Source organism: Flavobacterium luminosum, assembly GCF_023635005.1.
GTDB lineage: Bacteria > Bacteroidota > Bacteroidia > Flavobacteriales > Flavobacteriaceae > Flavobacterium > Flavobacterium luminosum.
Map to the genome: position 1 here is coordinate 437,272 of NZ_JAMLJM010000001.1, position 26,264 is coordinate 463,535.

The window sequence follows — 26,264 nt, forward strand, 5'->3', positions numbered from 1 at the left end:
ATTAAAACAATTCTCCTTGATTGGATCCTCTTATACGACCTAGATGTTTGTATGCCTTCTCCGTTACTTCTCGGCCACGGGGTGTACGAATAATAAATCCTTCTTTGATTAGAAATGGCTCATAAACTTCCTCTAAGGTTTCACCACTTTCTGAAACTGCAGTTGCTAGAGTTGTGATTCCCACAGGACCTCCTTTAAACTTATCGATGATAGTCACAAGAATCTTATTGTCCATTTCATCTAACCCATGAGCATCTACATTAAGAGCTTTAAGCGCAAAACGGGCAATTTCTATATCAATTTTCCCATTGCCTTTTATTTGCGCAAAATCACGTACCCGACGCAACAACGCATTTGCGATTCGAGGAGTTCCACGGCTACGTCCGGCTATTTCGATGGCTGCTTCCATGGTAATTGGCATACGCAAAATAGAAGAACTACGTTGCACAATAGTGGTCAACAACTCGGTATTATAATATTGCAAACGGGATTGAATCCCGAAACGGGCGCGCATAGGCGCCGTTAACAAACCTGATCTAGTGGTAGCACCTACTAGAGTAAATGGATTTAGATTAATTTGAACCGAACGCGCGTTAGGTCCGGACTCTATCATAATGTCTATTTTAAAATCCTCCATTGCCGAATACAAATATTCTTCCACAATAGGGCTTAACCGATGTATTTCATCAATAAATAGCACATCTCGTTCGTCCAAGTTTGTCAACAACCCTGCTAGATCACCCGGTTTATCTAAAACGGGTCCAGAAGTTATTTTAATACTTACTCCCAACTCATTGGCTAAAATATTGGCCAAGGTTGTTTTCCCTAAACCCGGAGGACCATGAAATAGTGTATGGTCCAGCGCTTCTCCTCTTAAATTGGCAGCCTGAACAAATATTTTTAAATTTTCGAGTACTTGATCCTGTCCTGTAAAATCATCAAAAGAGAGTGGTCGCAATGCTTTCTCTACGTCTATTTCTTCAGGAGAAAATCGTTCTTTATTTGGATTCAAATTTTCATTCATACGGCAAAGATAAAGAGAAAGTTCTCTGTTTTTTACAAAGAATATCTAGATAAAACAACTCCGCAAAATAGGAGTTTGCTTGAATTTTCAATTATTGAATGTTGTATCCTTTAGCCAGAACATTTTTCCATTCGGGATGACGTTTCAGATACGCAGCGACAAAAGGACATAAGGGCGCCAAGGTATACCCCTTTTCTTGAATATGATTCAAAGTCTTGGAAACCAAGGCAGATCCTACACCTTTTCCTTCTAGTTCTTTAGGGACTTCGGTATGAGTCAGAAACATTATGTTTTCATTATTGACAATAAAATCTATAAAAGCAATTACGCCTTCCACTTCTAATTCAAATCTTTTTTTCTCTTGATTTAAAATCAACGGTATTTCTGAATAATTACTCATTTTTTCTCTTTTAGATAAAATAAAGATAACGCTCCTGAAGGACATTCTGCTACTTGTTTTACAATTTCTTCCGTTGTGGCACCCAGAGGATTTATCCACGGCCTGTTTTTCGCGTTAAAAACAGCGGCCAATCCTCTAACACATTTTCCCGAATGGATACAAAGTTCTTGCTTCCATACAATGGTGATCTCTCCGTTGGTATATTCTTTATCTTTTTCCATTGGTTTTGATTTATCTATAAAGTTACAAAAAAGGGCTTATAAAATTGTTTTTATATCTTTATCCAAACTAACCAAAAAATTATGCAAAACGAAAAACAAAATTTTAAACGCGAATTAGGCTTACTCGATGGGACACTACTCGTGGTGGGCTCTATGATAGGCTCAGGAATATTTATTGTGAGTGCTGACATCACCCGTAATATAGGTAGTGCCGGATGGTTGGTACTGATTTGGGTTGCTACCGCTTTGATCACCATGATTGCAGCTGTAAGCTATGGGGAATTGAGCTCTATGTTCCCTCATGCTGGCGGTCAATATGTGTACTTGAAAGAAGCATATAACAAGCTCGTTGCTTTTTTATACGGATGGAGTTTCTTTGCCGTTATACAAACCGGAACCATTGCGGCTGTTGGGGTTGCTTTTTCTAAATTTGCCGCTTACCTCTTTCCTTCACTCAGTGAAAATAATTTTTTAATAGACACCTCGTCTTTTAAACTAAGTGTTGCACAGATCGTTTCGATTATTACCATTTTTTTACTCACCTATATAAACAGTCGCGGTGTTAAAAACGGAAAAATTATTCAGAAAATTTTCACTATTACCAAGATAGCTTCTCTTTTTGGATTAATCATTTTCGGATTAATTCTTGCCGCTAAAAGTGATGTTTGGGATGCAAACTGGACCAATGCTTGGAACGCCCAAACTTTTAACAAAGAGACTGACAATTGGACCGAAATAGGAGGATTTGTATTGGTCTCTGCCATTGCAGCTTCAATGGTAGGCTCTCTTTTTTCAAGTGATGCCTGGAATGGAGTGACTTTTATCTCTGGTGAAATTAAAAATCCACAACGTAATGTAGGACTGAGTTTATTTCTAGGAACATTGATTGTTAGTATCATTTATATTCTAGCAAACATCATGTATCTAGCGGTAGTTCCTTTGGAAGAAATTGCTTTTGCTCCTTCTGACCGTGTGGCTGTAGTAGCCTCGGAACAAATCTTTGGATCTACAGGAACTATTATCATTGCGATCATGATTATGATTTCGACTTTTGGATGTAATAACGGTCTAATCATGGCTGGATCACGCGTATATTACACGATGGCAAAAGACGGATTGTTTTTTAAAAAAGCAGCGAATTTAAATAATGCAAGTGTTCCAGGATGGGGCTTATGGATTCAGTGTATCTGGTCTTCGGCTTTATGTCTAACAGGAAAGTACGGCGACCTATTGGATTTTGTCATGATTATTGTAATTATTTTTTATATCCTGACTATTTACGGAATTTTCATTTTACGAAAAAAAATGCCAAATGCCGAACGTCCGTATAAAGCATTTGCCTATCCATTTTTACCAGCACTTTATATATTAGTAGCCAGCGCTATTTGTATCATGTTACTGATTGACAGAACAAGTACTTGCGGCTGGGGAGTTTTAATTATGCTGGCAGGAATTCCGGTGTATTATTTAAGTAAAGGAAAAGAAGTATAAACAAAAAAAGAGGTTGAAAATTGATCAACCTCTTTTCTTAATATTTAAAAAAATCAATTTGGAGATGGATATACACCATACAAAGATATTATAAACGAGACAGCAAGAGATGGCTGTATGTTATTAATCGGTTGGCCACCACCTGAAGGGTTTAACATATTTACCTTAAATATTGTATTTGCTGGAGCATTAGAATATTCTTTATCCAAAACTGATGTTCCTGCAGGAAGATTAGCCGTTGGTAGATTTTGATTACCATTTGTAGTCACTGCATTTACCTTATGTGTGTGAGCCGGCATTTGATTAACTGTCATAACATTTTCTTCGCTACCACCCTGCTCACCAATTATTCTTGCTGTCAACCCCAATCCTTGTCCCATAGCAACTGGAACTCTACCTCTTAGATCGGGAAGAGCAAATGTAGTCTGTCCATCACCTCCATATGTTGTACCTATCAGCATGAATAATGTTTCATACTCAGCTATGGATAGAAGCTGTCCTTCACAAAACATCCATCCTTGAGGAGGAAAATTTCCAGCAAACATTTTAATTTGTCCTACATAGGGATTCTGCGCATTAATGGTGTTCCAAAAAAGCATTATTAAAAATGTATATATGAGTTTTTTCATGATTTCTATTAAAAATTTAATTAGCGGAAGGATAAACTCCTTGTAAGCATATTATATAATTTATAACTAAATAAGGCTGCATATTATTCATAGGTTGATTTGCACCCACATTACTTACCATAGCACTATTCATTTCGGAATTAGGTAATGCGTTAGAATATTCAGGATCTAAAACTAAGGTATCTGCTAATAAATTATCTGTGGGTAAGTTTTGATTTCCAGCTGTATTCACAGCATTAACCGTATGTGAATGACTTGGCAGGTTATTGATTGTCAATACTATGTATTCTGTACCCCCAAAAAGGCCTTGACTATACCCATTACCAACATGAATAGGAACACGACTTCTTAAATCAGGCAATGCAAAAGTAGTAGTACCATTACCTCCATACGTTGTACCTAACAAAGAAAAAAGTGCTTGATTTTGATTAATTGGCAATAACTGACCTTGACACAAGGCCCACCCTTTTGGAGCATAATTCCCTGCAAACATTTGTATTTCTCCTAAATATTGAGATCCATCTTGGGAAAACAACTTGTTACTGTTTACAAAAAGAGTAACAAACAAAAATATTTTAAGTATATTTTTCATTTTAATTTTTGATAATATTGGCTATTTTTATTCCTTGATCAGTAACAAATTTCATAATATAAATTCCCGATTGAAGATGAGATAAATCTAATGTCGAATTTTCTTCTGTTACTAAAATACTTTGACCTTGTAAATTCCAAATAGAAATTTGATTAATGGTAATTGATGACCTAACATTTAAAACAGATTTAATTGGATTAGGATAAAAAGTAATAGCTTGATCTAATAAAAAATTATCTTTTGAAAGTGTATTTTGAACCGCTCCAGTCAAAGTAGCATTAGCATTCGATAAATTTCCACCACATTCTCCTGAAGTAACTGCTATATTTTCTTCCCAAGTCCCTAGACTTAAACTTGGTGGGTTCGGCGTAGATTCTTCGACATTTGAATAAATTAAATTTGATCCCAAGAAATCACCATCACCTGAATCAGCAATAAATTCCCAACGCATATTGGCCTGATTCCAAAGTATTTTAAACTCACAAGCACCAGATGGACAAGGTTGATCACCATTGATTGGGGTGGTAGCATATATATTTCTACCTGTTTCATCTATTCCTATTGAATTGAAGGTAAACGTATTACTTTCAGAAAACAAATTCGGACAACCTTTAAAAGTTATAGTTTGCGCCTCAACACATGATACTATAAATAATAAAAAAATAATGAATGACTTTTTCATAATTTAAGTTTTAATTAATTTCTTGGGGGAAAAAACCCTTGCAAGCAGATAATAAAATTTACAGTAGCGTAAGGCTGCATATTATTAAATGGAACACCTGCCCCTACTGGTTGAATCATATTAGGATTCATCTCCGTATTAGAAGCTCCGTTTGAATATTCTTTATCTAACCCTTTTGTATTCGCGAACAAATTACCCGTAGGGGTACTTTGATTTCCTTCTTCAGCAACAGCATTTACTTTGTGAGAATGCTGAGGCAATTGACTTAGAAATAATGACACAGTTTCTTGACCGTGGCTTTGTCCTAAATAAATATTAGATAATCCTGCCCCTTGCCCATGATGCATAGGCGCTTTACCTCTCAAATCAGGTAAAGCAAAAGTAGTTTTCCCATCACCTCCATAAGTAGTTCCTAATATTGAAAATAAAGCAGTATTGGAAGCAATTGACAATAGTTGTCCATTACATAATGCCCATCCTTTTGGAGCAAAATTAAAACCTACCATCCTAATCTCACCGACATAACCATTTTGAGAAAACGATTTTAGGCTTCCTAATAATGTCAGAAGTAGCATTGTTAAAAAAGTAATTCTTTTCATCATAATTTTTTTTGTTTTGACTAAAATAAAACATTTTACTTGTAAGTAAAAACTATTAGCGTCTAAAAGAAAAAAAATCGACCAAAAACAAAAAACCTCGACGAATCGAGGTTTTTTTTATAAAATCATGAAATTATTTCAATTTTTTCTTCACAGCTACTTCTGTAAAACTTTCAATGGTATCATACTCTTGGATGTCATTGTACCCTTTAATTTGCATACCACAGTCGTAACCTTTAGAAACTTCTTTCACATCGTCTTTGAAACGTTTTAAAGCAATTAATTCACCTGTGTAAATAACCACTCCTTCACGAATCAAGCGGATTTTGTTAGCACGAACAATTTTTCCATCAGTTACCATACATCCGGCAATAGTTCCCACTTTAGAAATTTTGAATAACTCTCTAATTTCTGCAGTACCCGTGATTTCTTCTTTCATTTCTGGAGACAACATTCCTTCCATTGCATCTCTTAAATCATCGATAGCTGCATAAATGATAGAATAATGACGGATATCAATTTCTTCTTTTTCTGCCAATGCTTTTGCATTTCCAGCCGGACGAACGTTAAATCCAATAATGATTGCATCTGAAGCCGAAGCCAACATTACATCAGATTCTGTAATAGCTCCAACCCCTTTATGGATAATATTGATTTGAATTTCATCTGTAGAAAGTTTAGAGAATGAATCTGATAAAGCTTCAACTGAACCATCAACGTCTCCTTTAAGAATAATATTCAATTCCTTAAACTGACCTAAAGCAATACGACGACCGATTTCATCAAGCGTGATGTGACGTTGCGTTCTAACTGATTGCTCACGTAATAATTGAGTACGTTTTGCTGCAATTTGTTTTGCTTCTCTTTCGTCTTCAAATACATTAAACTTGTCACCCGCTGTAGGCGCTCCATCTAATCCTAAGATAGATACTGGTGTTGACGGACCTGCCTCTTTAATATTGTGACCTCTTTCGTCATGCATAGCACGGATTTTACCATGGTTTTTTCCGGCCAATACATAATCTCCAACTCTCATAGTTCCAGCTTGTACTAAAACTGTAGACACATACCCACGACCTTTGTCTAAGAATGCTTCTACCACTGTTCCAACAGCTGGTTTATTAGGATTAGCTTTCAATTCAAGAATTTCAGCTTCAAGTAATACTTTTTCAAGTAATTCTTTAACTCCGATTCCCATTTTAGCAGAAATATCATGAGACTGGTATTTACCTCCCCACTCTTCTACTAAGAAATTCATGGCTGCTAATTTTTCTTTAATTTTTTCAGGATTAGCCGTTGGCTTATCAATTTTATTAATTGCAAAAATGATAGGAACTCCTGCTGCTTGTGCGTGACTAATTGCTTCTTTAGTCTGCGGCATAATGTCATCATCGGCAGCTACAACAATAATAGCAATATCGGTAACCTGAGCACCACGGGCACGCATCGCCGTGAAGGCCTCGTGACCTGGAGTATCTAAAAACGCGATTTTTTGTCCGTTATCTAATTCTACCGAATAAGCACCAATATGTTGTGTAATTCCTCCAGACTCACCAGCAATTACGTTAGTCTTACGAATGTAATCCAATAACGATGTTTTACCATGATCTACGTGTCCCATTACAGTCACGATTGGAGCACGTGGTTTTAAATCTTCTGGTCTATCTTCTACAACTTCGATATTTTCTTCAATATCTGCAGTAGTAAATTCAACTTCATATCCAAACTCATCAGCAACGATAGTTAAGGTTTCTGCATCCAAACGTTGATTCATGGTTACCATGATTCCTAAGGACATACAAGTTCCAATAACTTTAGTAATTGGCACGTTCATCATAGTAGCAATTTCACCTACCGTAACGAACTCAGTTACTTTAAGAGTTTTACTTCCTTCTTCTTGTGCCAACAATTCTTCTTCTGTACGTTGACGGTGTGTATCACGTTTGTCACGACGGTATTTAGCAGCTCTAGATTTGTTACCTTTTCCTTGTAAACGTTCTAGAGTTTCTTTAATTTGATTTTTAACCTCTTCTTCCGTTGGCTCAACTTTTACAATAGCAGGTCGAATAGCGTTTGGTTTACCAAATGGTTTTCCACCTCCTTTATTGAATCCGCCTTGCCCACCAGATCTGTTATTTTGCGCACCTTGTCCACCTTGTTGACCACCTTGTCCAGGTTGTCCCGGTTTAGAAGGAATACGGTTACGTTTTTTCTTATCAGCACCAGCTGCTCCTCCGGCATTGGATTGACCGCCGTGAGGTTTTTTGTCTTCTGGTTTCTTTTTAGGTTTATTGAACTGAGAAAGATCGATAGTTTGACCGGTAAATGTAGTTCCCGAAAGTTTTTGGTATTGTGTAGCATGCGTTTCTTCCACAGGAGCTGCTTCAACTGAAGGATTTGAAGCGGGTTTCTCTGCTTTTGGCTCAACGACAGGTTTTGACTCTACTTTAATTTTTGGCTCTACTTTAGGTTTCTCAAGCACTGGTTTTGGTTCCTCTTTTGGAGTTTCTACTTTTGGTGTTTGAATCACCGTCTCTTTTACTGCCTCAACCGGCTTTTCTACAGATTGAACTACAGGTTTCTCGACTGGTTTCTCGATGGACTTTTCAACAGGTTTAGGATTTAAATCGATTTTCCCAACTTGTTTAGGACCAACCACACTAGCTTTAGCCTTAATGATTTCCTGACGAGCACGCTCTTCCTCTTTGCGTTTTTCTTCTAACTCTTGCTCTCGCTCTAGACGAAGCGCTTCTTTTTCTTTTCTCTTCTCTTCGCTAACCTCTTTAGAAGCATCTTTATTCCCTTTGTCTCCAGCAAATTGATTTGATAGGACATTATATATTTCGTTGGTGATTTTTGTGTTGGGATTAGATTCAATCGTGAACCCTTTGTCCTTTAAAAAATCGACTGCTCTTTCTAACGAAATATTGAATTCCCTTAAAACTTTGTTTATTCTTATTGTTCCTTCAGACATAAATTTTATTTATGATTTATTTTTATTTGTGGATTAAGGTTATTAATCTTCAAATTCTTCTTTTAATATCTTGATTACCTCAAGAATGGTTTCTTCTTCTAAATCTGTACGACGAACCAAGTCATTTACATCTTGATTTAGAATACTTTTCGCTGTATCTAATCCGATTTTTGCGAACTCATCTATAATCCAGCCATCAATTTCATCAGAAAACTCAGTTAATTCAACATCATCGTCTTCTACTGTATTACCCTCTCGGATAACGTCTAATTCATATCCTGTTAACTGACCTGCCAGTTTGATATTGTGACCACCGCGACCAATTGCCTTAGACACTTCTTCTAATTTCAAATACACTTCTGCAGTTTTCTTTTCTTCATCTATTTTTATAGAAGAAACTTTAGCAGGGCTAAGAGCTCTAGTAATGTACAACTGTATGTTATTAGTGTAATTGATTACATCTATATTTTCGTTTCCTAACTCACGAACAATACCGTGAATACGAGATCCTTTCATTCCAACACAAGCACCTACCGGATCGATACGATCATCATAAGAATCTACGGCAACTTTAGCTTTTTCACCTGGTATACGCACCACTTTTTTGATGGTAATTAATCCATCGAAAACTTCTGGAATTTCTTGTTCAAATAATTTCTCCAAGAATTTTTCAGAGGTTCTTGACATAATAATTTGCGGCTTATTCCCTTTTAGCTCAACGCTTTCAATGATTCCACGAACATTATCTCCTTTACGGAAGAAATCTGAAGGGATTTGTTTTTCTTTTGGCAAAACAATCTCATTTCCTTCATCATCTACCAAGATAACCGCTTTAGGACGCACATGGTGCACCTCTGCAGTGTAAATATCACCAATTAAATCTTTAAAATGCTTGTAAAGATTCGTGTTATCGTGTTCATGGATTTTAGAAATCAAGTTTTGACGCAACGCCAAGATAGCTCTTCTTCCCAAATCAATCAATTTAACCTCTTCCGATACTTCCTCACCAATTTCAAAATCCGGCTCAATCTTACGAGCCTCTGAAAGAGTAATTTCCTCATTTTCAAAATCAAGATCTTCATCCGCTACAATAACTCTACGTCTCCAGATTTCCATATCTCCTTTATCAGGATTGATAATAATATCAAAATTATCATCTGAACCGTATTTTTTCTTCAATGCATTTCTAAATACATCCTCCAAAATCGCCATAAGCGTTACACGATCTATCAGTTTATCATCTTTAAATTCTGAAAACGAATTAATTAATGCTAAATTCTCCATGCCAACTCTTTAATTTAAAATATTATAGTAACTACTGCCTCCACGATATCATCATACGCTATTTTCTCGGTATGCAGTACTGTTTCTTTTCCTTTTCCAATCTTCTTAGGTTCTCTCGAACTCCACTCTACCGTGATATCATCATCACTTACCTCTACTAACTCCGCCTCTATAAGCTTTGTTTTGGTTTGAATTTTTAGGATTCTACCTATATTTTTTCTAAACTGACGAACCAACTTCAAGGGAGCAGAAACCCCAGCAGAGGCTACTTCAAGTGCAAAATCTTGCTCCTCTCGGTCTAAATTATGCTCAATAGCACGGCTAATATTTATACAATCTTGCAATTGCACTCCATTATCACCGTCTAAAGTTACAATAATTTTATTACTGTCAGTTATAGTTAAATCTATCAGAAACAAACTTGGATACTGCTCCAAACCTTCTTCTAATAGCTGTTTTACTCTTTCTTTAAATGTCATATTGTATAAAAAGAGGCACGCCGTGCGTGCCTCATTATTTAAATAAACTAATAAATAATTGTGCAAATATACTACTTTTTTTGTAAAAATAAAAACTATTGCTTAGTGTTAAATTTTTCGCTAACTTTAATAAAACTAATTCAATATGAACTCACAAAATCTAAAAAACTAAATTATGAAGAAAATATTAGTCCCAACCGATTTTTCGGACCATGCCGAATATGCATTAAAAGCTGCTGCGCAAATTGCAAAGAAAAACAATGGAGAAATTTTATTGGTCCACATGCTGGAACTGCCACACCAAACCAACGATGCAATTAATCATGGTTCGGAAATCCCTGAGATTATATTCTTCAAAAATGCAGTTTTAAAAAGAATGGAGGAATTAATCAATAGTGATTATCTTGAAGGTATTAAAGTTTCACAGCTCATACAATTTGAAGTTGCCTTTGAAGGAATCATGAAAATTAGTAAAGCCAACGATATAGATATCATCATCATGGGATCGCACGGAGCGAGCGGAATGAAAGAAATGTTTGTAGGTTCAAATGCCGAAAAAGTAGTCAGAAACTCCGAAATTCCAGTTTTGATCATCAAAGAAGATCGATTTTCATTCAAAATAGAGCATTTTGTCTTTGCTTCTGACTTCTCGGAGGAAATCCGAAAACCTTTTCAAAAGGTTGTAGAAATAGCGAATAATTTTGGCTCAACATTACATTTATTATACATCAACACACCAAATAATTTCAAATCTACCCATGGGGCACAAGCTATTATGGATAACTTTATAAGTGAATTCAAAATCCAAAATTACCAAACTCATATTTACAATGATGCTAACATTGAAAATGGTGTGCTTCATTTCTCCAATCAAATAAGCGCCGATTTGATAGGAATGTGTACGCATGGCAGAAAAGGTTTAGCTCACTTTTTAAACGGAAGTGTCAGCGAAAGTTTAGTTAATCATGCTCACAGACCGGTAATCACATTCAAAATATAATTTTACATTCAATAAAAAAGCTCGTTGCAGAAACAACGAGCTTTTTTATGCTAACAACTTTCCAATTACTTGTTCATATGTTGCATTTCGTATACGAAAGTATCTAAATCTACATTCAACATCAAAAGTGAGAAAGCTTTGTCAACAATATAACCCACATTGCTTGGTGTAAATCCTAAAGCAAGAGCGAACTTTGTTAATACTTCTTTTTGTTTTGGACCCAATACATGATCCACATAAACCATACGTGACAAATCATACAAACGCTCTAAACGTTGTGTGTACAGATAAGGTGGATTGATAGGATATTTGGTTGGGTTTTCCATAATTTCTTCATATTCAGCATCAGAAATTTCTAGACGAGTTCTCAACTTATCCAAGAACTGTTTTTCTTCTTCACTCAAATCACCATCAGCAGTGGCAACACGCACTATAGCAGAAAAATGTCCTTTATTTCTTGCTTTGAATTCACTATCAAATAAATCAGAGATTGACATAGTTATGTTTTTTTAATTTAATACAAATGTACTCATTAAAAAAATGTTTTCAAAAAATTGTAGCTACCAATAAAATCTAAACACAAATAAATTTGTAAGTTTGGTTTCCTAAAAATCTATCTTCACATGCAAGAATTTTGGCTATATTTTGAAATTGGATTACGACATGTTTTAGACATAAATGCTTATGATCATGTACTTTTCCTCATAGGACTTACCGTTCCTTACTCCTTTAACGAATGGAAGAAATTGTTCCTACTTGTCAGTTTATTTACCATAGGCCACACTCTTTCTTTACTACTTTCAATATTCAACATCGTATATATAAGAGAAAATTTGATTGAATTTGTTATTCCTATCACGATTTTAATAGTAGCACTATATAACTTATTCACTGCCGGTAAAAACAGCAAAACAGAGAGCATTAGTCTAATTGCGATTGTAACTTTATTTTTCGGAATTATTCACGGGCTAGGTTTCTCTAATTACTTCAAAACTATTTTGCCTGGTGGTGCAACTGAGAAACTTTTACCTCTGAGCGAATTCGCATTAGGTATCGAAGCGGCGCAAATTATCGTGGTTTTTGTGGTACTCATATTATCCTACATAGTACAAACCATCTTTAGATTTTCTAAAAGAGACTGGACTCTGGTAATGTCAGCCTTCATCATTGGAGTTGTAGTACCGATGATTGTACAAAGCCCTATTTGGAACAGATAAAATGGAAGAAAAAAAATTAAACAAATACGACAAAGCCTACTTACGATTAGCCCAAGAATGGAGTAAACTCTCGTATTGTAAACGTAAACAAGTGGGCGCCATTATAGTTCGCGACCGAATGATTATTTCTGACGGTTACAACGGAACGCCTACAGGTTTTGAGAATTGTTGTGAAGACGAAAACAATTTAACCCATTGGTATGTTTTACATGCCGAGGCAAATGCCATTTTAAAAGTAGCCAATTCTACACAATCCTGTAAAGACGCCACGTTATACATTACGCTTTCCCCTTGCAAAGAATGTAGCAAACTAATTCACCAAGCAGGCATCAAAAGAGTGGTATATCATCAAGGATATAAAGACGATTCCGGTTTACAATTTTTGGAACGCGCCGGAGTAGAATTAGAACACATCGAAGATTTAGAATAAATGAAAATCAATAGAGTATACCTCCCACTACTTCTCTTCTCTGCATTAGCTGTAGGTTTTTTGCTGGGCAGTATCTTTATTAAAGCACCGGGATCGACTACAACACTCACACAAAACGAGACCAAACAGAAACTTAACAAGTTGATCGATTTTATTGATTCTGAATATGTAGACAAAGTCAACACCGATTCCATAGTAGATGAAACTGTAACCGGAATACTCGAAAAATTAGATCCTCATTCTGTTTACATTTCCAAAAGTACCGCTGAAGAAGAAGCGCAAAGTATGCGAGGCGACTTCGTAGGAATTGGCGTTAATTTTTTCATCGAAAACGACACGGTCACCATTATTAATCCAATCAAAAATGGCCCTTCGGAAAAAGCTGGAATAAAAGCTGGGGATCGAATCCTTGTAGCGAATAAACAAACACTTTATGGGAAAAAAATCACCACCGAAAAATTATATCGCATCTTAAAAGGCGAGATTGATTCTAAAGTTGCCCTTACTATTTACCGAAAATCCGAAAAAAAGAAATTAAACATAGTCGTTACCCGAAACGTCATTCCCGTAAAAAGTGTAGATGTAACCCTTATGCTTAATAAAACAACCGGTTACATCAAAATCAACCGTTTTTCGGAAACAACTTTTGAAGAATTCAGAACCGGTTTAGCACAAATAATAAAAAAAGGAGCCAACCATCTGGTCCTTGACTTAAGAGACAATGGTGGCGGATATATGGAGGAAGCGATCGAAATAGCCGATGATTTCTTGAAAGAAAAACAACTAATTGTTTTTACCAAAAACAAAAGAGGACGCATAGACAAAACCTGGGGCACAGCCAATGGTGCCTTCGAAAAAGGAAAAATCACTGTTTTAATTAATGAAAATTCGGCTTCTGCGAGTGAAATCATTGCAGGGGCCATTCAGGACAATGACCGAGGACTAATCATTGGTCGTCGTTCTTTTGGCAAAGGATTAGTTCAACGCGAAATGCCTTTTAAAGATGGTTCTAGTGTAAGACTTACCGTTGCCCGATATTATACTCCTACTGGACGCTCTATTCAGAAACCATACGATGAAGGAAGCGCAAAATATTTTAATGATTCTATGGAGCGATACCATAACGGCGAACTTTATGCTAAAGACAGTATAAAATTAGCCGATAGCTTAAAATTTAAAACTCCTAAGGGTCGAATCGTTTATGGCGGAGGAGGAATTGTTCCCGATATTTTTGTTCCATTGGAAGCTTCAAAAGGAAATGAATTGATCCCGATGCTGATGCAATCTGGCGCACCAACTAATTTTGTCTTCAAAATCATTGATAAGGATCGAAAAGCTTTTGAAAATTTAACTTTTAATGAAATTATTCAAAAAACGGCTTCAGATACCTATTTTAATTTATTTAGAACTTATGTAACGGAGAATGACGCTTACATCGATATGAATTCGAGTAAATCCTACATCAAACGTTATTTGACTGCCGAATTTTGTCGTCAATTGTTAGGGGAAAATGAATATTATAAAGTAGTCTTGAAAGACGATGCTATGATTAAGAAAGCTTTAGAAAAATAATGCTATTCTCTTACACTATCATGGCTATGAGTTTCAACGCCGTTATTCCACAGCACTAAAATATCAGTAGCGACCGAAGCACCGCTTCCTGAAGCGATAGCCAACTGGCTTCTATGTCCTGCTAAAGTTCCAGCAACATAAATACCCTCAGCAACCTTATGATCTACATTTTTTAATTGAATTCGTTGCTTTTCAGCAAGAGATTTTTGGTGAGGCTCTACATACTGCGTCAAACCATCAATCGCGAATAAATTAGAGGATCCAACCGCAACTACAATAATTCTAGAAGTATAAACTTGCTTGGTAGTTTTTATTTCGTAACCTTCCGCTATGGGAAGCACACTCAATACTTTTTCTCCAGCTATTTGTTGAATGTGAGGATACGTATCTTGCAATTGTTTTGTGCTCTCGACTAAGATATCTGCGCCCAACTTACCGGCAGGAATTCCGTAGGCATTGTAAAAAATAGCATCTTGTAATGAAGAGGCTTTCTGGTGCGTAATAATCGCTATTTTTTTGTCTTTAACAAAAGGGTTCTTTTGAGCTGATCCTAAAACCAAAGCACAAGAGATGCCAGAAACACCACCTCCAATGATGAGAACATCAAACATTTACGATTGTTTTTTTAATTTTTCATCGATTGTTTTAGACACTCTAAAAATCAACCAAATGACTACAGCACAAAGAATCGCTAAAATTCCTATTAGAGCAACTAAGCTATCTCCTTCAAATAAATTTTTAAAATCTAACATCATCACATTAACACCGATTAGTATCGCAGCGACAAGAAAAATTATGTAGGTAAAAATTTTCATTTTAAATAAAATTACAGGCAAATTTAGAGTTTTCTTTTTTAAACAAACAAGCCTTTAACATTAGAAGCAAATAATTTAACAGCTATGGCTAATAATACTACTCCAAAAACTTTACGAATAACGCCAAGACCTGTTTGTCCCAACATCTTTTCTATACGCCCCGAAAGTTTTAACACTACATATACAATAATTATATTGATCAAGATAGCAACAACAATGTTTATCGACTGGTATTGAGCACGTAAGGACAACAAAGTTGTCATGGTCCCAGCACCTGCGATGAGAGGAAAAGCTAGAGGAACAATACTGGCTGTTTTAGGTTCTTCATCCTTATAAATGCTAATCCCTAAAATCATTTCCAACGCCAAAAAGAAAAGCACTATCGAACCGGCAACAGCAAAAGATTTAACATCAACACCGATAAATTTTAGCATTCCTTCTCCAACAAATAAAAATGTAATCATAATGAGTCCGGAAACAATACTAGCTCTTTCCGAGTGAATATGACCTACTTTATTACGCAAATCAACAATAATAGGAATCGTACCTACAATATCGATTACTGCAAACAAAACCATTCCTACCGTAAAAATTTCTTTCCAATCGAATACCATAATCAGTGTTTTAGTAGCACAAATGTAAGTATTTTTTTAATGCCAAAAATTCGTTCTTTTCTTATACTTGAGAGTTTTTCTTCCGTTCAAAAAAGCTACCTTTGCAAAAAAATCACCTCATGTTTCAATTAGGCAAAACCATCGTATCAGAAGATATCTTAGAAAAAGAATTCGTTTGCAATCTCACGGCTTGCAAAGGAGCTTGTTGTATAGATGGAGATTCTGGAGCACCTTTATTAAAAGAAGAAACACTTATTTTAGAAAAAATTTACCCTATTGTAAAACCTTTTTTGCGTCCCGAAGGAATTAAAGCTATTGAAACACAAGGAACATGGGTAACCGACAAAGATAATGAACTAGGAACCCCTCTAATTGATAATAAAGATTGTGCTTACGTAATTTTTGATGGCGATACAGCACTTTGCGGAATAGAACAAGCATATAACCAAGGCTTAATCGACTGGAAAAAACCCGTTTCTTGTCATTTATATCCAATTCGTGTGAAAGAATTCAGCAGTTTTCAAGCCGTTAACTACGATCGATGGGACATCTGCAGCGATGCCTGTTCTTTAGGTAAAGAATTACAAGTGCCGGTATACAAATTCGTCAAAGAAGCTCTTATCAGACGTTTCGGAAATGAATGGTATGATGATCTAGAAAAAGTAGCCGAGGAATTAAAATCACAGAAATAAAACTTATAAAAATGGCTCCCTTCTTTTCGGGAGTTTTTTTTTCGAGTTAAAAATCCGTTTTCACAAAAACAATCTTAAAAAAAAAGATTTTTCCAGCATCTCAAACCCCTTATTTTACAAGACTTTGCGAAAATATTTTTTCGTAAAATACTAATTATCAAAAGCTTAAGATAAAAGCTTGGGAAGCCTTGATTTTGCTACGTTGTTAAAAACTCGAGACAATTGTGAATAACTAAAGTTTTATTTTCGGGAACAAATTTGAATCTTTGTGTACCTCAAATTTCAAAAAAACCACATTTTATAACATTATAATTATCAGATAGCTATGGCTACTATTGAACCTATTTTACAAGAAAACAAAGACCGTTTTGTGATCTTTCCCATCAAACATCATGATATTTGGGATTGGTACAAAAAAATGGAAGCTAGTTTCTGGACTGCGGAGGAAATTGATTTACATCAAGACCTTTATGACTGGAACAACAAACTAAATGCAGATGAACAATATTTCATCAAGCACATCTTGGCCTTTTTTGCTGCATCGGATGGAATTGTAAACGAAAATTTAGCTGAAAACTTTGTTAATGAAGTACAATATCCAGAAGCAAAATTCTTCTATGGTTTCCAAATCATGATGGAAAACATCCATAGTGAAACCTATTCTTTACTGATTGACACATATGTAAAAGACGAAGCAGAAAAAAATCAATTATTTCATGCGATAGAGGTCTTCCCTGCCATTCGAAAAAAAGCAGATTGGGCCTTGAAATGGATTAAATCCGATTCGTTCGCAGAACGTTTAATTGCTTTCGCAGCCGTTGAAGGTATTTTCTTCTCAGGAGCTTTTTGTTCTATCTATTGGTTGAAAAAAAGAGGATTAATGCCAGGTTTAACGTTTTCTAACGAATTAATCTCGCGTGATGAAGGGGTACACTGTGACTTTGCGGTTCACCTGCACAACCACCACTTAATCAACAAGGTTTCTAAAACAAGAATCAGCGAAATAATTGTAGACGCATTAAATATAGAGCGTGAATTCATTACCGAATCACTTCCTGTAAGTTTAATCGGAATGAATGCTACACTGATGACACAATATTTAGAATTTGTTGCCGATAGACTATTAGTAGAATTAGGTTGTGCCAAAGTATTCAACTCGACTAATCCTTTTGATTTCATGGATATGATTTCATTACAAGGAAAAACCAATTTCTTTGAAAAAAGAGTAGGTGAATACCAAAAAGCAGGGGTAATGAATAACAGCGAAGAAGATAATAAAATTAGTTTCGACGCCGATTTCTAATATTTAAACCAAATCTTCGTTATGATAATGTGGATGTTATCTAACAAAGTAAAACAACTAAACAAACACAGCAATTAACTAATAACCCGAAATTAGAGAAGGGATTTTCTAATTTCACAAAACCTTAAAAAAATGTACGTAGTAAAAAGAGATGGCCGAAAAGAGCCGGTAATGTTCGACAAAATCACAGACAGAATCAAAAAACTGTGCTATGGTCTAAATGAATTAGTAGATGCCGTAAAAGTAGCCATGCGTGTAATTGAAGGATTATACGATGGAGTGACCACTTCTGAGTTAGACAATCTTGCTGCAGAAACCGCAGCTGCCATGACCGTAACGCATCCAGATTACGCACAGTTGGCTGCACGAATTGCCATTTCTAACCTACATAAAAATACCAACAAATCGTTCTCTGAAACAATGAACGAGATGTACCACTATGTTAATCCTAGAACCGGACAAAAAGCCCCATTAATTTCCAACGAAGTTCATCAGGTAATCATGGAAAATGCAGAGTTTTTAAACTCTCATGTAATTTATAACCGAGATTTCAATTATGATTATTTTGGTTTCAAAACTTTGGAGCGTTCTTACCTATTAAAAATCAACGGTAAGATTGTGGAACGCCCTCAGCATATGCTAATGCGTGTGGCGGTAGGAATCCATCTTAACGATTTAGATTCGGTAATAGAAACTTACGACTTAATGTCTAAGAAATATTTCACGCATGCCACTCCAACCCTATTCAATGCAGGTACTCCAAAACCTCAAATGTCTTCTTGCTTCTTATTAGCGATGAAAGACGATAGCATTGAAGGTATTTATGACACTTTAAAACAAACAGCAAAAATTTCTCAATCCGCTGGAGGTATTGGATTATCTATACATAATGTGCGCGCAACAGGATCGTATATCCGAGGCACTAACGGTACATCAAACGGAATCGTACCTATGCTACGTGTATTCAACGATACCGCGCGTTATGTAGATCAAGGAGGAGGAAAACGCAAAGGAAGTTTTGCTGTGTACATCGAAACTTGGCATGCAGATATTATGGATTTCTTAGACCTAAAGAAAAATCATGGTAAAGAAGAAATGCGTGCACGAGATTTATTCTACGCTATGTGGACTTCTGATTTATTCATGAAACGTGTTCAAGAAGACGCTCAATGGACTTTGATGTGTCCTAACGAATGTCCAGGATTATATGATGTATACGGCGAAGAATTTGAAGCTTTATACACTAAATACGAAACCGAAAAAAGAGGAAGAAAAACAATTAGAGCCCGTGAACTTTGGGAGAAAATTTTAGAATCTCAAATCGAGACCGGAACGCCATACATGTTGTACAAAGATGCAGCAAACCGTAAATCGAATCAAAAGAACTTAGGTACAATTCGTTCTTCTAATTTGTGTACAGAAATCATGGAGTACACTTCAGAAGACGAGGTAGCCGTTTGTAACTTGGCATCTATTTCTCTTCCAATGTTTGTAGAGAACGGACAGTTTAACCATCAATTATTATACAGCGTTACTAAACGTGTTACACGAAATTTAAATAAAGTAATCGACCGCAATTACTATCCGGTAGAAGAAGCTAAAAACTCAAACATGCGTCACCGTCCGGTAGGATTAGGAGTGCAAGGTTTGGCCGATGCTTTCATCTTGTTACGTTTACCATTTACTTGTGACGAAGCCAAAAAATTAAACCAGGAAATTTTCGAAACCATGTACTTTGCGGCAGTTACCGCATCTATGGAAATGGCCAAAGAAGAAGGTCCTTATTCCACTTTTGAAGGTTCGCCTATCTCTCAAGGAGAATTCCAATATAATCTTTGGGGATTAACTGACGAAGATTTATCTGGAAGATGGGATTGGGCTTCATTGCGAAAAGAAGTTATGGAACACGGAGTTCGCAACTCTTTATTAATGGCTCCAATGCCAACTGCTTCGACTTCACAAATATTAGGAAACAACGAAGCTTTCGAGCCTTATACTTCTAACATTTATACTCGTCGCGTATTATCTGGTGAGTTTATCGTTGTGAACAAGCACTTGTTACACGATTTAGTAGAAAGAGGTCTTTGGAATGAAGAATTAAAACAACAAATCATGCGACATAATGGTTCTGTACAAAACATAGAAATTATTCCGCAGGATTTAAAAGAACTATACAAAACGGTATGGGAAATGTCTATGAAAGATATTATTGACATGTCACGTCAGCGTGGTTATTTCATCGACCAATCTCAATCTTTAAATCTATTCATGGAAGGTGCTACTTTTGCTAAATTAACATCGATGCACTTCTATGCTTGGCAATCGGGATTAAAAACCGGTATGTATTATTTAAGAACTAAAGCTGCTGTAGACGCTATCAAGTTCACGCTAAACAATGAGAAAAAAGCAGAACCTACTGCTAATTCGACTGAACTAGAATTAGTATCAACCGAAGGCGAAATGTCTACCGATGAATTCAGAGCAATGATTGAACGTTCTAGAAATGCAGGACCTGAAGATTGTGAAATGTGTGGTTCTTAAAAACTCACTTCGTTAAAAACAACAAAGCAACAGCCATCATTTGATGGCTGTTTTTATTTAATAAAAATACTTTTTCAATTTTGTACCTTTGAAAAAAAGAAAAAAGATGTCAAAAGAAAAAAAAGGTATCTACACCGGTAAAATAGAAAAAGACGAACAAGGAAATTATTTCTGTGGCGAATATTTATTGGATTATCAGTATACCGAAAAGAATTTTAAAATTGGTGATGAAATCATTATTAAATCTGTGATTGAAAATCCAAGTGACAAGAGTTACGATAAATACCCCAAAAAAACACGTAACTTTTCTTTGAATAATTAAAAAACCAACTAAAAAACATCCATTTTGAGTTTTTATTTCTTAGACCATAGCAATGTTAATTTAGAAGATGTAGTCTTCAATGAAAAGGTTTCGGAGCAAATCAATCAATTTCTAAAAGAATACCAATTCAAGGAAATTTTAGAACATTACGATTTACCTGTTATCAACAAGATGTTGTTGTATGGTAAAACCGGATGTGGTAAAACCATGACAGCCAAGGCAATTGCTAAAAAACTCAATAAAAAAATCATCATTGTAAATTTAGCCAATATTATTTCGTCCAAATTAGGAGAAACCGCCAAAAATATCGAAAGCCTTTTTAAAGAAGTAAAGTACGAAAGCGCAGTTCTGTTTTTTGATGAATTTGATTCTTTGGGACAAATTCGAGACTACGACAACAAAGATAATAGCGAAATGAAACGTGTGGTCAATGCTATTTTACAACTGATTGATAATTTTCCAAAAAAATCAATTTTAATTGCTGCGACTAATCAAATTCAAATGATAGACGAGGCATTGGTACGCCGATTTGAATTAAAATTAGAATTCACTTTACCTTCTAGAAAAATCTTAGATGATTATTACGATAAATTATTGCAAAAATACCCACCCGAATTCACCAAGTTAGAACGCCTATACGATATTTCTTTTGCTGAAGCCAAAAACCATGTTTTCAAAGAAGTTAAAAACAACATCATTAAAGCTGAAATTGCAAAACAAAAAAATGCCTAATGAAATTAGTTCGTACTACATCAGACCATCCCGATTTTAAAAAACTAGTTGCCTTATTCGACGAATACTTAATTGACATTGATGGTGAAGAAAGAGATTTTTTTGCCTTTCACAACAACAAGTTTCTAGCACATGCTTTGGTGTGTTATGAAAATGATGAACCGGTCGGTTGTGGTGGTTTCAAAGAATTTGATGCTACCACGGCAGAAATCAAGAGAATGTTTGTGCATCCTGACCATCGAAAAAAAGGAATAGCTAATCTAATTTTATCTGAAATTGAAGCATGGGCAAAAGAAAATGGTTATACACAGTTTATTTTAGAAACTTCACCAAAATTAGAAAATGCCATTGCTTTGTATAAAAAAACAGGTTATGTGATTATTCCTAATTTCGGACAATATATTGGCGTTGAAAACAGCATTTGCATGAAGAAAGAGGGATAAAATATGTATCTTCGAACCACAAATTTAAAATCTTAAACTTCTATGATGAATTGGGAACAACTTTTATCTTTAAAACGCCAAGGAGATACTAGTAAACGTTTACGAAAAGAACAAGATGATACCCGTTTGGGCTTTGAAGTCGATTATGATCGCGTAATTTTTTCTTCGGCCTTCAGAAGCTTACAAGATAAAACCCAAGTTATACCACTTTCCAAAACCGATTTTGTACATACACGATTAACCCATAGTTTGGAAGTATCCGTAGTAGGCCGCTCCTTAGGAAGATTGGTTGGAAAAAAAATATTAGAAAAATATCCATACCTCCAAGAAATCCATGGCTACCACATGAACGATTTTGGAGCCATTGTAGCCGCAGCTGCATTAGCTCACGATATTGGCAATCCACCTTACGGTCATTCCGGAGAAAAAGCAATTGGCGAGTATTTTTCAATTGGAAAAGGTCAAAAATTCAAAGACCAACTTAGCCCAAAAGAGTGGCAAGACCTGACTGATTTTGAAGGAAATGCAAATGGATTTTCAGTGTTAACTAGCACCCGTCCAGGTGTTGAAGGTGGTCTGCGATTGACGTATGCCACACTAGGAGCTTTTATGAAATATCCGAAAGAAAGTCTCCCCAAAAAACCTACTTCGAATATCGCCGATAAAAAATATGGCTTCTTTCAACAAGACAAAGCCTTTTTTAAAGAGGTTGCCGAAGAATTAGGATTGCTTCCTAACAAACTCGGAAACGACCTAGGTTACGAACGACACCCCTTAGCATATTTAGTGGAAGCTGCTGACGACATTTGTTATACCATAATTGATTTCGAAGATGGAATCAATCTAGGATTGGTGGCTGAAGATTTCGCGCTGGAATATCTTATTAACTTAGTTAAAGATTCCATCGATACCACAAAATACAATGCCTTAACTACGAAAGAAGACCGCATCAGTTACCTTCGTGCATTAGCTATTGGTAGCCTGATTAACGATGCTGTCAATGTATTCATTCAAAATGAAGAATTGATCCTCCAAGGAAAATTCCCTTACGCTTTGATGGATAAATCGAAATACAAAGCCCAGATGGATGACATTATCAAATTAAGTATAAAAAACATCTACCAAAGCCGAGAAGTGATTGAGAAAGAAATTAACGGTTATCAAATTATTAATAATCTTTTAGATAAATTCATCACAGCCTACAACAATCGATTTGAAGGAAAAGAAACCAATTTTGATAATTTACTTCTAAAAATTCTCCCCGAAAAACAAAATATTACTAAAGAAACTCTTTACGAACGATTGCTACACATCTGTCATTTTGTATCGATGCTCACAGATGGGAACGCATTACTTTTTAACAAGATTATTTCTAAAAACTGATATTTATTAAATTCTTTATAATTATTTTAATAAAATATTAATAACTTTGCGCAATAACCAACCAAAATAAATAAAATGAAGAAAAAACTACTTTTTCCCATTTTTCTTATCTCACTAGTCTCCTTTGCACAGTCAAATACAGACAAGATAAGAAAACATTTAAACGATGACCAGTCCAAATTAAAATTATCAAAAACAGAGATCGATAATATCATCGTTTCAGACGAATTTGTTACAACGAGTAATGTTACCGTTTGCCATGTCAAACAAACCTTTAATGGAATCCCCGTTTTCAATAACGATTCAAACTTTTTAATCCATCCTTCAGGGAAAATTTCAGGAAAAAATAAATTTATTAAAGATTTTTCAACGAATGCAAAAAAATTAACTCAAAAAATCGATTTAAATTCTGCGTTAAAAATAGCGTTAAATTCGACAAATGATAGAGTTGACGAATTTTCTGTTTCTAAGTTTGAAAACAATAAATTTAAATTACAAAGCAAAAACACAAACAACCAATTCATTAATGGGCAATTAGTTTATTACTATACTCCAAAAAACGAACTAAAACTCTCATATTTCTTTGAATATTACTCTAACATAGGAGATAAAGACCTTTGGAATATTTTTATCGATGCTGAAAATGGAACTATTATAGAGAAAGAGAATAAAACAATAAAGTGTACTTTTCACAAAAAACATGATTTCTCTACTAATGACCATTCCTTAATATTTAAAAATCAAGACAATAATATAGAATTAACTAAAAAAAATGCTTTATTGAATCCTGGAACAACAAGCTACAAGGTAATACCTTGGAATTATGAAAGTCCAAATCATTATAAAGCAGCTTTTCCCTCTGCAACGGACGGAAGAACAATTGTAACAAATCCTGAATCAACTACCGCTTTAGCGCCCTTATCTGTAGCTGCTTCACCTAACGGATGGCATAATAATAATGGTACAATAGGTGGAAGTTCTAACCCAACGACATTCAATCATACACAAGGGAATAATGTTTTTGCTTATTCCGATTATACAAATTCAAATCCTCCGAGTCCTAGTACATTTACTACTGCTTCATCGGGAACATATCCAAATTTAAATTTTGACTATTCATACTCAGGTTTAACAAGTACGCCCGCAAATAATATTGATGCAGCAATTACAAATTTATTCTACATGAATAATATTATGCATGACTTATGGTATCAATATGGATTTAATGAAATTAATAAAAATTTTCAAGATAAAAATTACTCAAGAGGAGGAGCAGAAGGCGACTATGTATTAGCAGAAGCACAAGATGCCTCTCAAAAACCAACTCCAAGTTATAACAATGCAAATTTCTCTACCCCTATCGATGGAAGCAAACCAAGAATGCAAATGTATTTATGGGAACATACTGACCCTATAAAGGTACAAATCACTAGTGGCTCTCTTTCAGGAACTACATACTTAGCAATTGACAATAGTTTTACTGCAGGTCACGTAGAATTACCTATTACACCAACCAATATGTCGGGTCAAATTGTACTTTTTGTAGATAACAACAGTGACGGAGTTAGTACTGATCCGAATGACGCATGTTCTCCAGCTACAACTTCTTTGACAAACAAAATAGTAGTAGTAAGAAGGGGTAATTGTAATTTTACAGCTAAAGTAATCGCTGCTCAAAATGCTGGTGCAAAAGCCGTAATAATAGTAAATAATTCAAATACTGCTTGGGGAATTGGAGGTGGTGATGCTGGCGTTACCATTCCAGCTATTGGATTATCAAAAATAGATGGTGATGCTTTAATAAATGCACTTACGAATGAAGGGTCAATAAACACGACTTTAATTAATAGCAATAGCAATATTTATGCTGATGGTGATTTTGATAACGGTATCATTGCTCACGAATATGGGCATGGTATTTCAACAAGACTTTCCGGTAATTGTCTCTCTAGTTCTGAACAAATGGGAGAAGGATGGTCCGACTGGTTTTGGTTAATGATGCAAATAAAACCTGGCGATACTGGAACAGATAAAAGGGGAATAGGTACTTTTGCAAGCAACCAACCAACAAATGGACCTGGAATACGAAGATATCCATATTCAACTGACATGTCGGTTAACCCTCAAACTTATGCAGTCATAAGCACAATGTGGTACACTGACACATCTGTTACCCCCAATGTAGACAGGGTTGATGTGCATTCCGTTGGAAGCGTATGGGCCACAATTTTATGGGATCTTGCATGGGCCTATATAGGTAAATATGGTTATGACAGCAACATTTATAATGGCACTGGAGGAAATAATAAAGTAATGAAAATTGTTTTGGACGGTATCAAAATAGATGGATGTGCACCAAGTTTTATTTCAGGACGTGATGCTATTCTTGAAGCCGATCAAATTACAACAGGAGGAGCAGACTATGAACTTATATGGAGAGTTTTTGCAAGAAGAGGTGTAGGTTATAGTGCAAATTCTGGAGTTAGCAATGTGGGTGTAGACGGTCTTAGAGATAACCCTACAACTCTTTATACTGATTTACCTCCTACTTTAGCTAAAGAAGATTTTATAAATCCAAATTCAATAAATATTTATCCAAATCCTACAAATGGCAATTTAAATATTTCTATCGATAGAGATGTAACCGATTCAGTCATTACTATTGTAGATTTAAATGGAAGAGTGGTTTATTCTGAAAACACTCAATCTATTTCAGGTGTAAAAACACTTAATTTAAATCAATTACAATCAGGTATTTATATTCTAAACATAAAAGGTGAGAATATAAATCATTCACAGAAAATAATTTTAAACTAACTTAAAAA

Annotated in this window: 27 protein-coding genes; 13 read left to right on the forward strand and 14 right to left on the reverse strand. The window is 35.3% G+C overall.

Features of this window, described 5'->3' with window-relative positions:
* Position 1 precedes the first annotated feature (1 nt).
* From ruvB to NAT50_RS02025, 3 genes are all read right to left on the reverse strand, one after another.
* Entirely contained in the window at positions 2-1,024 is a 1,023-nt protein-coding gene (gene ruvB / locus NAT50_RS02015) for a Holliday junction branch migration DNA helicase RuvB (protein WP_250590964.1), read from the reverse strand.
* Positions 1,025-1,115: 91 nt separating this feature from the next.
* Positions 1,116-1,424: a GNAT family N-acetyltransferase gene (locus NAT50_RS02020; RefSeq protein WP_250590966.1), complete on the reverse strand. Its 309-nt coding sequence runs from the start codon at positions 1,422-1,424 to the stop codon at positions 1,116-1,118.
* Positions 1,421-1,645: a (4Fe-4S)-binding protein gene (locus NAT50_RS02025; protein ID WP_250590968.1), complete on the reverse strand. Its 225-nt coding sequence runs from the start codon at positions 1,643-1,645 to the stop codon at positions 1,421-1,423. The genes NAT50_RS02020 and NAT50_RS02025 overlap by 4 nt, the downstream gene beginning before the upstream one ends.
* Before the next feature lie 81 nt (positions 1,646-1,726).
* Here NAT50_RS02025 and NAT50_RS02030 point away from each other — a divergent pair, with 81 nt between their 5' ends.
* Positions 1,727-3,136, forward strand: a complete 1,410-nt coding sequence (locus NAT50_RS02030; protein ID WP_250590970.1) for an APC family permease — start codon at positions 1,727-1,729, stop codon at positions 3,134-3,136.
* Positions 3,137-3,189: 53 nt separating this feature from the next.
* Here the strand turns inward: NAT50_RS02030 and NAT50_RS02035 are convergent, their stop codons facing one another.
* The 7 genes from NAT50_RS02035 to rimP all read right to left on the reverse strand — a co-directional run bounded on the left by NAT50_RS02035 (position 3,190) and on the right by rimP (position 10,375).
* A complete protein-coding gene (locus tag NAT50_RS02035; protein ID WP_250590972.1) occupies positions 3,190-3,765 on the reverse strand; it encodes a phage tail protein in 576 nt (191 codons plus the stop codon).
* 16 nt (positions 3,766-3,781) lie between these two features.
* Positions 3,782-4,357, reverse strand: coding sequence for a phage tail protein (locus NAT50_RS02040; RefSeq protein WP_250590974.1), 576 nt, complete (start codon positions 4,355-4,357; stop codon positions 3,782-3,784).
* A gap of 1 nt (position 4,358) precedes the next feature.
* A complete protein-coding gene (locus NAT50_RS02045; RefSeq protein WP_250590976.1) occupies positions 4,359-5,039 on the reverse strand; it encodes a T9SS type A sorting domain-containing protein in 681 nt (226 codons plus the stop codon).
* Between the two features lie 14 nt (positions 5,040-5,053).
* Entirely contained in the window at positions 5,054-5,638 is a 585-nt protein-coding gene (locus NAT50_RS02050; protein WP_250590978.1) for a phage tail protein, read from the reverse strand.
* Between the two features lie 133 nt (positions 5,639-5,771).
* Positions 5,772-8,612, reverse strand: a complete 2,841-nt coding sequence (gene infB / locus NAT50_RS02055; protein WP_250590980.1) for a translation initiation factor IF-2 — start codon at positions 8,610-8,612, stop codon at positions 5,772-5,774.
* Between the two features lie 42 nt (positions 8,613-8,654).
* Positions 8,655-9,896 carry a transcription termination factor NusA gene (gene nusA, locus NAT50_RS02060; RefSeq protein ID WP_250590982.1) on the reverse strand — a complete coding sequence of 414 codons (1,242 nt, stop codon included), beginning with the start codon at positions 9,894-9,896 and terminating at the stop codon, positions 8,655-8,657.
* A gap of 14 nt (positions 9,897-9,910) precedes the next feature.
* A complete protein-coding gene (rimP, locus tag NAT50_RS02065; RefSeq protein ID WP_250590984.1) occupies positions 9,911-10,375 on the reverse strand; it encodes a ribosome assembly cofactor RimP in 465 nt (154 codons plus the stop codon).
* Between the two features lie 175 nt (positions 10,376-10,550).
* Between rimP and NAT50_RS02070 the strand changes: the two genes are divergently transcribed.
* Entirely contained in the window at positions 10,551-11,375 is an 825-nt protein-coding gene (locus NAT50_RS02070; protein ID WP_250590986.1) for a universal stress protein, read from the forward strand.
* A gap of 65 nt (positions 11,376-11,440) precedes the next feature.
* Here the strand turns inward: NAT50_RS02070 and NAT50_RS02075 are convergent, their stop codons facing one another.
* Complete coding sequence (locus NAT50_RS02075) at positions 11,441-11,872, reverse strand: tellurite resistance TerB family protein (protein WP_250590988.1); 432 nt, start codon at positions 11,870-11,872, stop codon at positions 11,441-11,443.
* Positions 11,873-11,998: 126 nt separating this feature from the next.
* Between NAT50_RS02075 and NAT50_RS02080 the strand changes: the two genes are divergently transcribed.
* From NAT50_RS02080 to NAT50_RS02090, 3 genes are read left to right on the forward strand one after another with little or no spacing between them, the layout of a single operon-like run.
* A complete protein-coding gene (locus NAT50_RS02080; RefSeq protein WP_250590990.1) occupies positions 11,999-12,592 on the forward strand; it encodes a HupE/UreJ family protein in 594 nt (197 codons plus the stop codon).
* 1 nt (position 12,593) lies between these two features.
* Entirely contained in the window at positions 12,594-13,022 is a 429-nt protein-coding gene (locus NAT50_RS02085; protein WP_250590992.1) for a deoxycytidylate deaminase, read from the forward strand.
* Positions 13,023-14,594 (forward strand): S41 family peptidase, encoded by a 1,572-nt coding sequence (locus tag NAT50_RS02090; RefSeq protein ID WP_250590994.1) that lies wholly within the window; start codon positions 13,023-13,025, stop codon positions 14,592-14,594.
* A gap of 2 nt (positions 14,595-14,596) precedes the next feature.
* Here the strand turns inward: NAT50_RS02090 and NAT50_RS02095 are convergent, their stop codons facing one another.
* From NAT50_RS02095 to NAT50_RS02105, 3 genes are read right to left on the reverse strand one after another with little or no spacing between them, the layout of a single operon-like run.
* Positions 14,597-15,205 (reverse strand): FAD-dependent oxidoreductase, encoded by a 609-nt coding sequence (locus NAT50_RS02095; protein WP_250590996.1) that lies wholly within the window; start codon positions 15,203-15,205, stop codon positions 14,597-14,599.
* Entirely contained in the window at positions 15,206-15,409 is a 204-nt protein-coding gene (locus NAT50_RS02100; RefSeq protein WP_250590998.1) for a hypothetical protein, read from the reverse strand.
* Positions 15,410-15,447: 38 nt separating this feature from the next.
* Positions 15,448-16,023, reverse strand: coding sequence for a MarC family protein (locus NAT50_RS02105; protein ID WP_250591000.1), 576 nt, complete (start codon positions 16,021-16,023; stop codon positions 15,448-15,450).
* A 119-nt stretch (positions 16,024-16,142) separates the two neighbouring features.
* Between NAT50_RS02105 and NAT50_RS02110 the strand changes: the two genes are divergently transcribed.
* The 8 genes from NAT50_RS02110 to NAT50_RS02145 all read left to right on the forward strand — a co-directional run bounded on the left by NAT50_RS02110 (position 16,143) and on the right by NAT50_RS02145 (position 26,256).
* A complete protein-coding gene (locus NAT50_RS02110) occupies positions 16,143-16,715 on the forward strand; it encodes a DUF3109 family protein (protein ID WP_250591002.1) in 573 nt (190 codons plus the stop codon).
* 325 nt (positions 16,716-17,040) lie between these two features.
* On the forward strand, positions 17,041-18,018 hold the full coding sequence (locus tag NAT50_RS02115; RefSeq protein ID WP_250591004.1) for a ribonucleotide-diphosphate reductase subunit beta: 978 nt from the start codon (positions 17,041-17,043) through the stop codon (positions 18,016-18,018).
* A 132-nt stretch (positions 18,019-18,150) separates the two neighbouring features.
* The gene (locus NAT50_RS02120; RefSeq protein ID WP_250591006.1) at positions 18,151-20,559 is read left to right on the forward strand and encodes a ribonucleoside-diphosphate reductase subunit alpha; all 2,409 of its coding nucleotides are present in this window, start codon (positions 18,151-18,153) and stop codon (positions 20,557-20,559) included.
* A gap of 106 nt (positions 20,560-20,665) precedes the next feature.
* Positions 20,666-20,881: a hypothetical protein gene (locus NAT50_RS02125; protein WP_250591008.1), complete on the forward strand. Its 216-nt coding sequence runs from the start codon at positions 20,666-20,668 to the stop codon at positions 20,879-20,881.
* Between the two features lie 21 nt (positions 20,882-20,902).
* Positions 20,903-21,613, forward strand: coding sequence for an AAA family ATPase (locus NAT50_RS02130; protein WP_250591412.1), 711 nt, complete (start codon positions 20,903-20,905; stop codon positions 21,611-21,613).
* Positions 21,613-22,056 (forward strand): GNAT family N-acetyltransferase, encoded by a 444-nt coding sequence (locus NAT50_RS02135; protein ID WP_250591010.1) that lies wholly within the window; start codon positions 21,613-21,615, stop codon positions 22,054-22,056. Before NAT50_RS02130 ends, NAT50_RS02135 begins: the two co-directional genes overlap by 1 nt.
* 45 nt (positions 22,057-22,101) lie before the next feature.
* On the forward strand, positions 22,102-23,439 hold the full coding sequence (locus NAT50_RS02140; protein WP_250591414.1) for a deoxyguanosinetriphosphate triphosphohydrolase: 1,338 nt from the start codon (positions 22,102-22,104) through the stop codon (positions 23,437-23,439).
* 75 nt (positions 23,440-23,514) lie between these two features.
* Complete coding sequence (locus NAT50_RS02145) at positions 23,515-26,256, forward strand: T9SS-dependent M36 family metallopeptidase (protein ID WP_250591012.1); 2,742 nt, start codon at positions 23,515-23,517, stop codon at positions 26,254-26,256.
* The last annotated feature ends 8 nt before the right edge of the window (positions 26,257-26,264 follow it).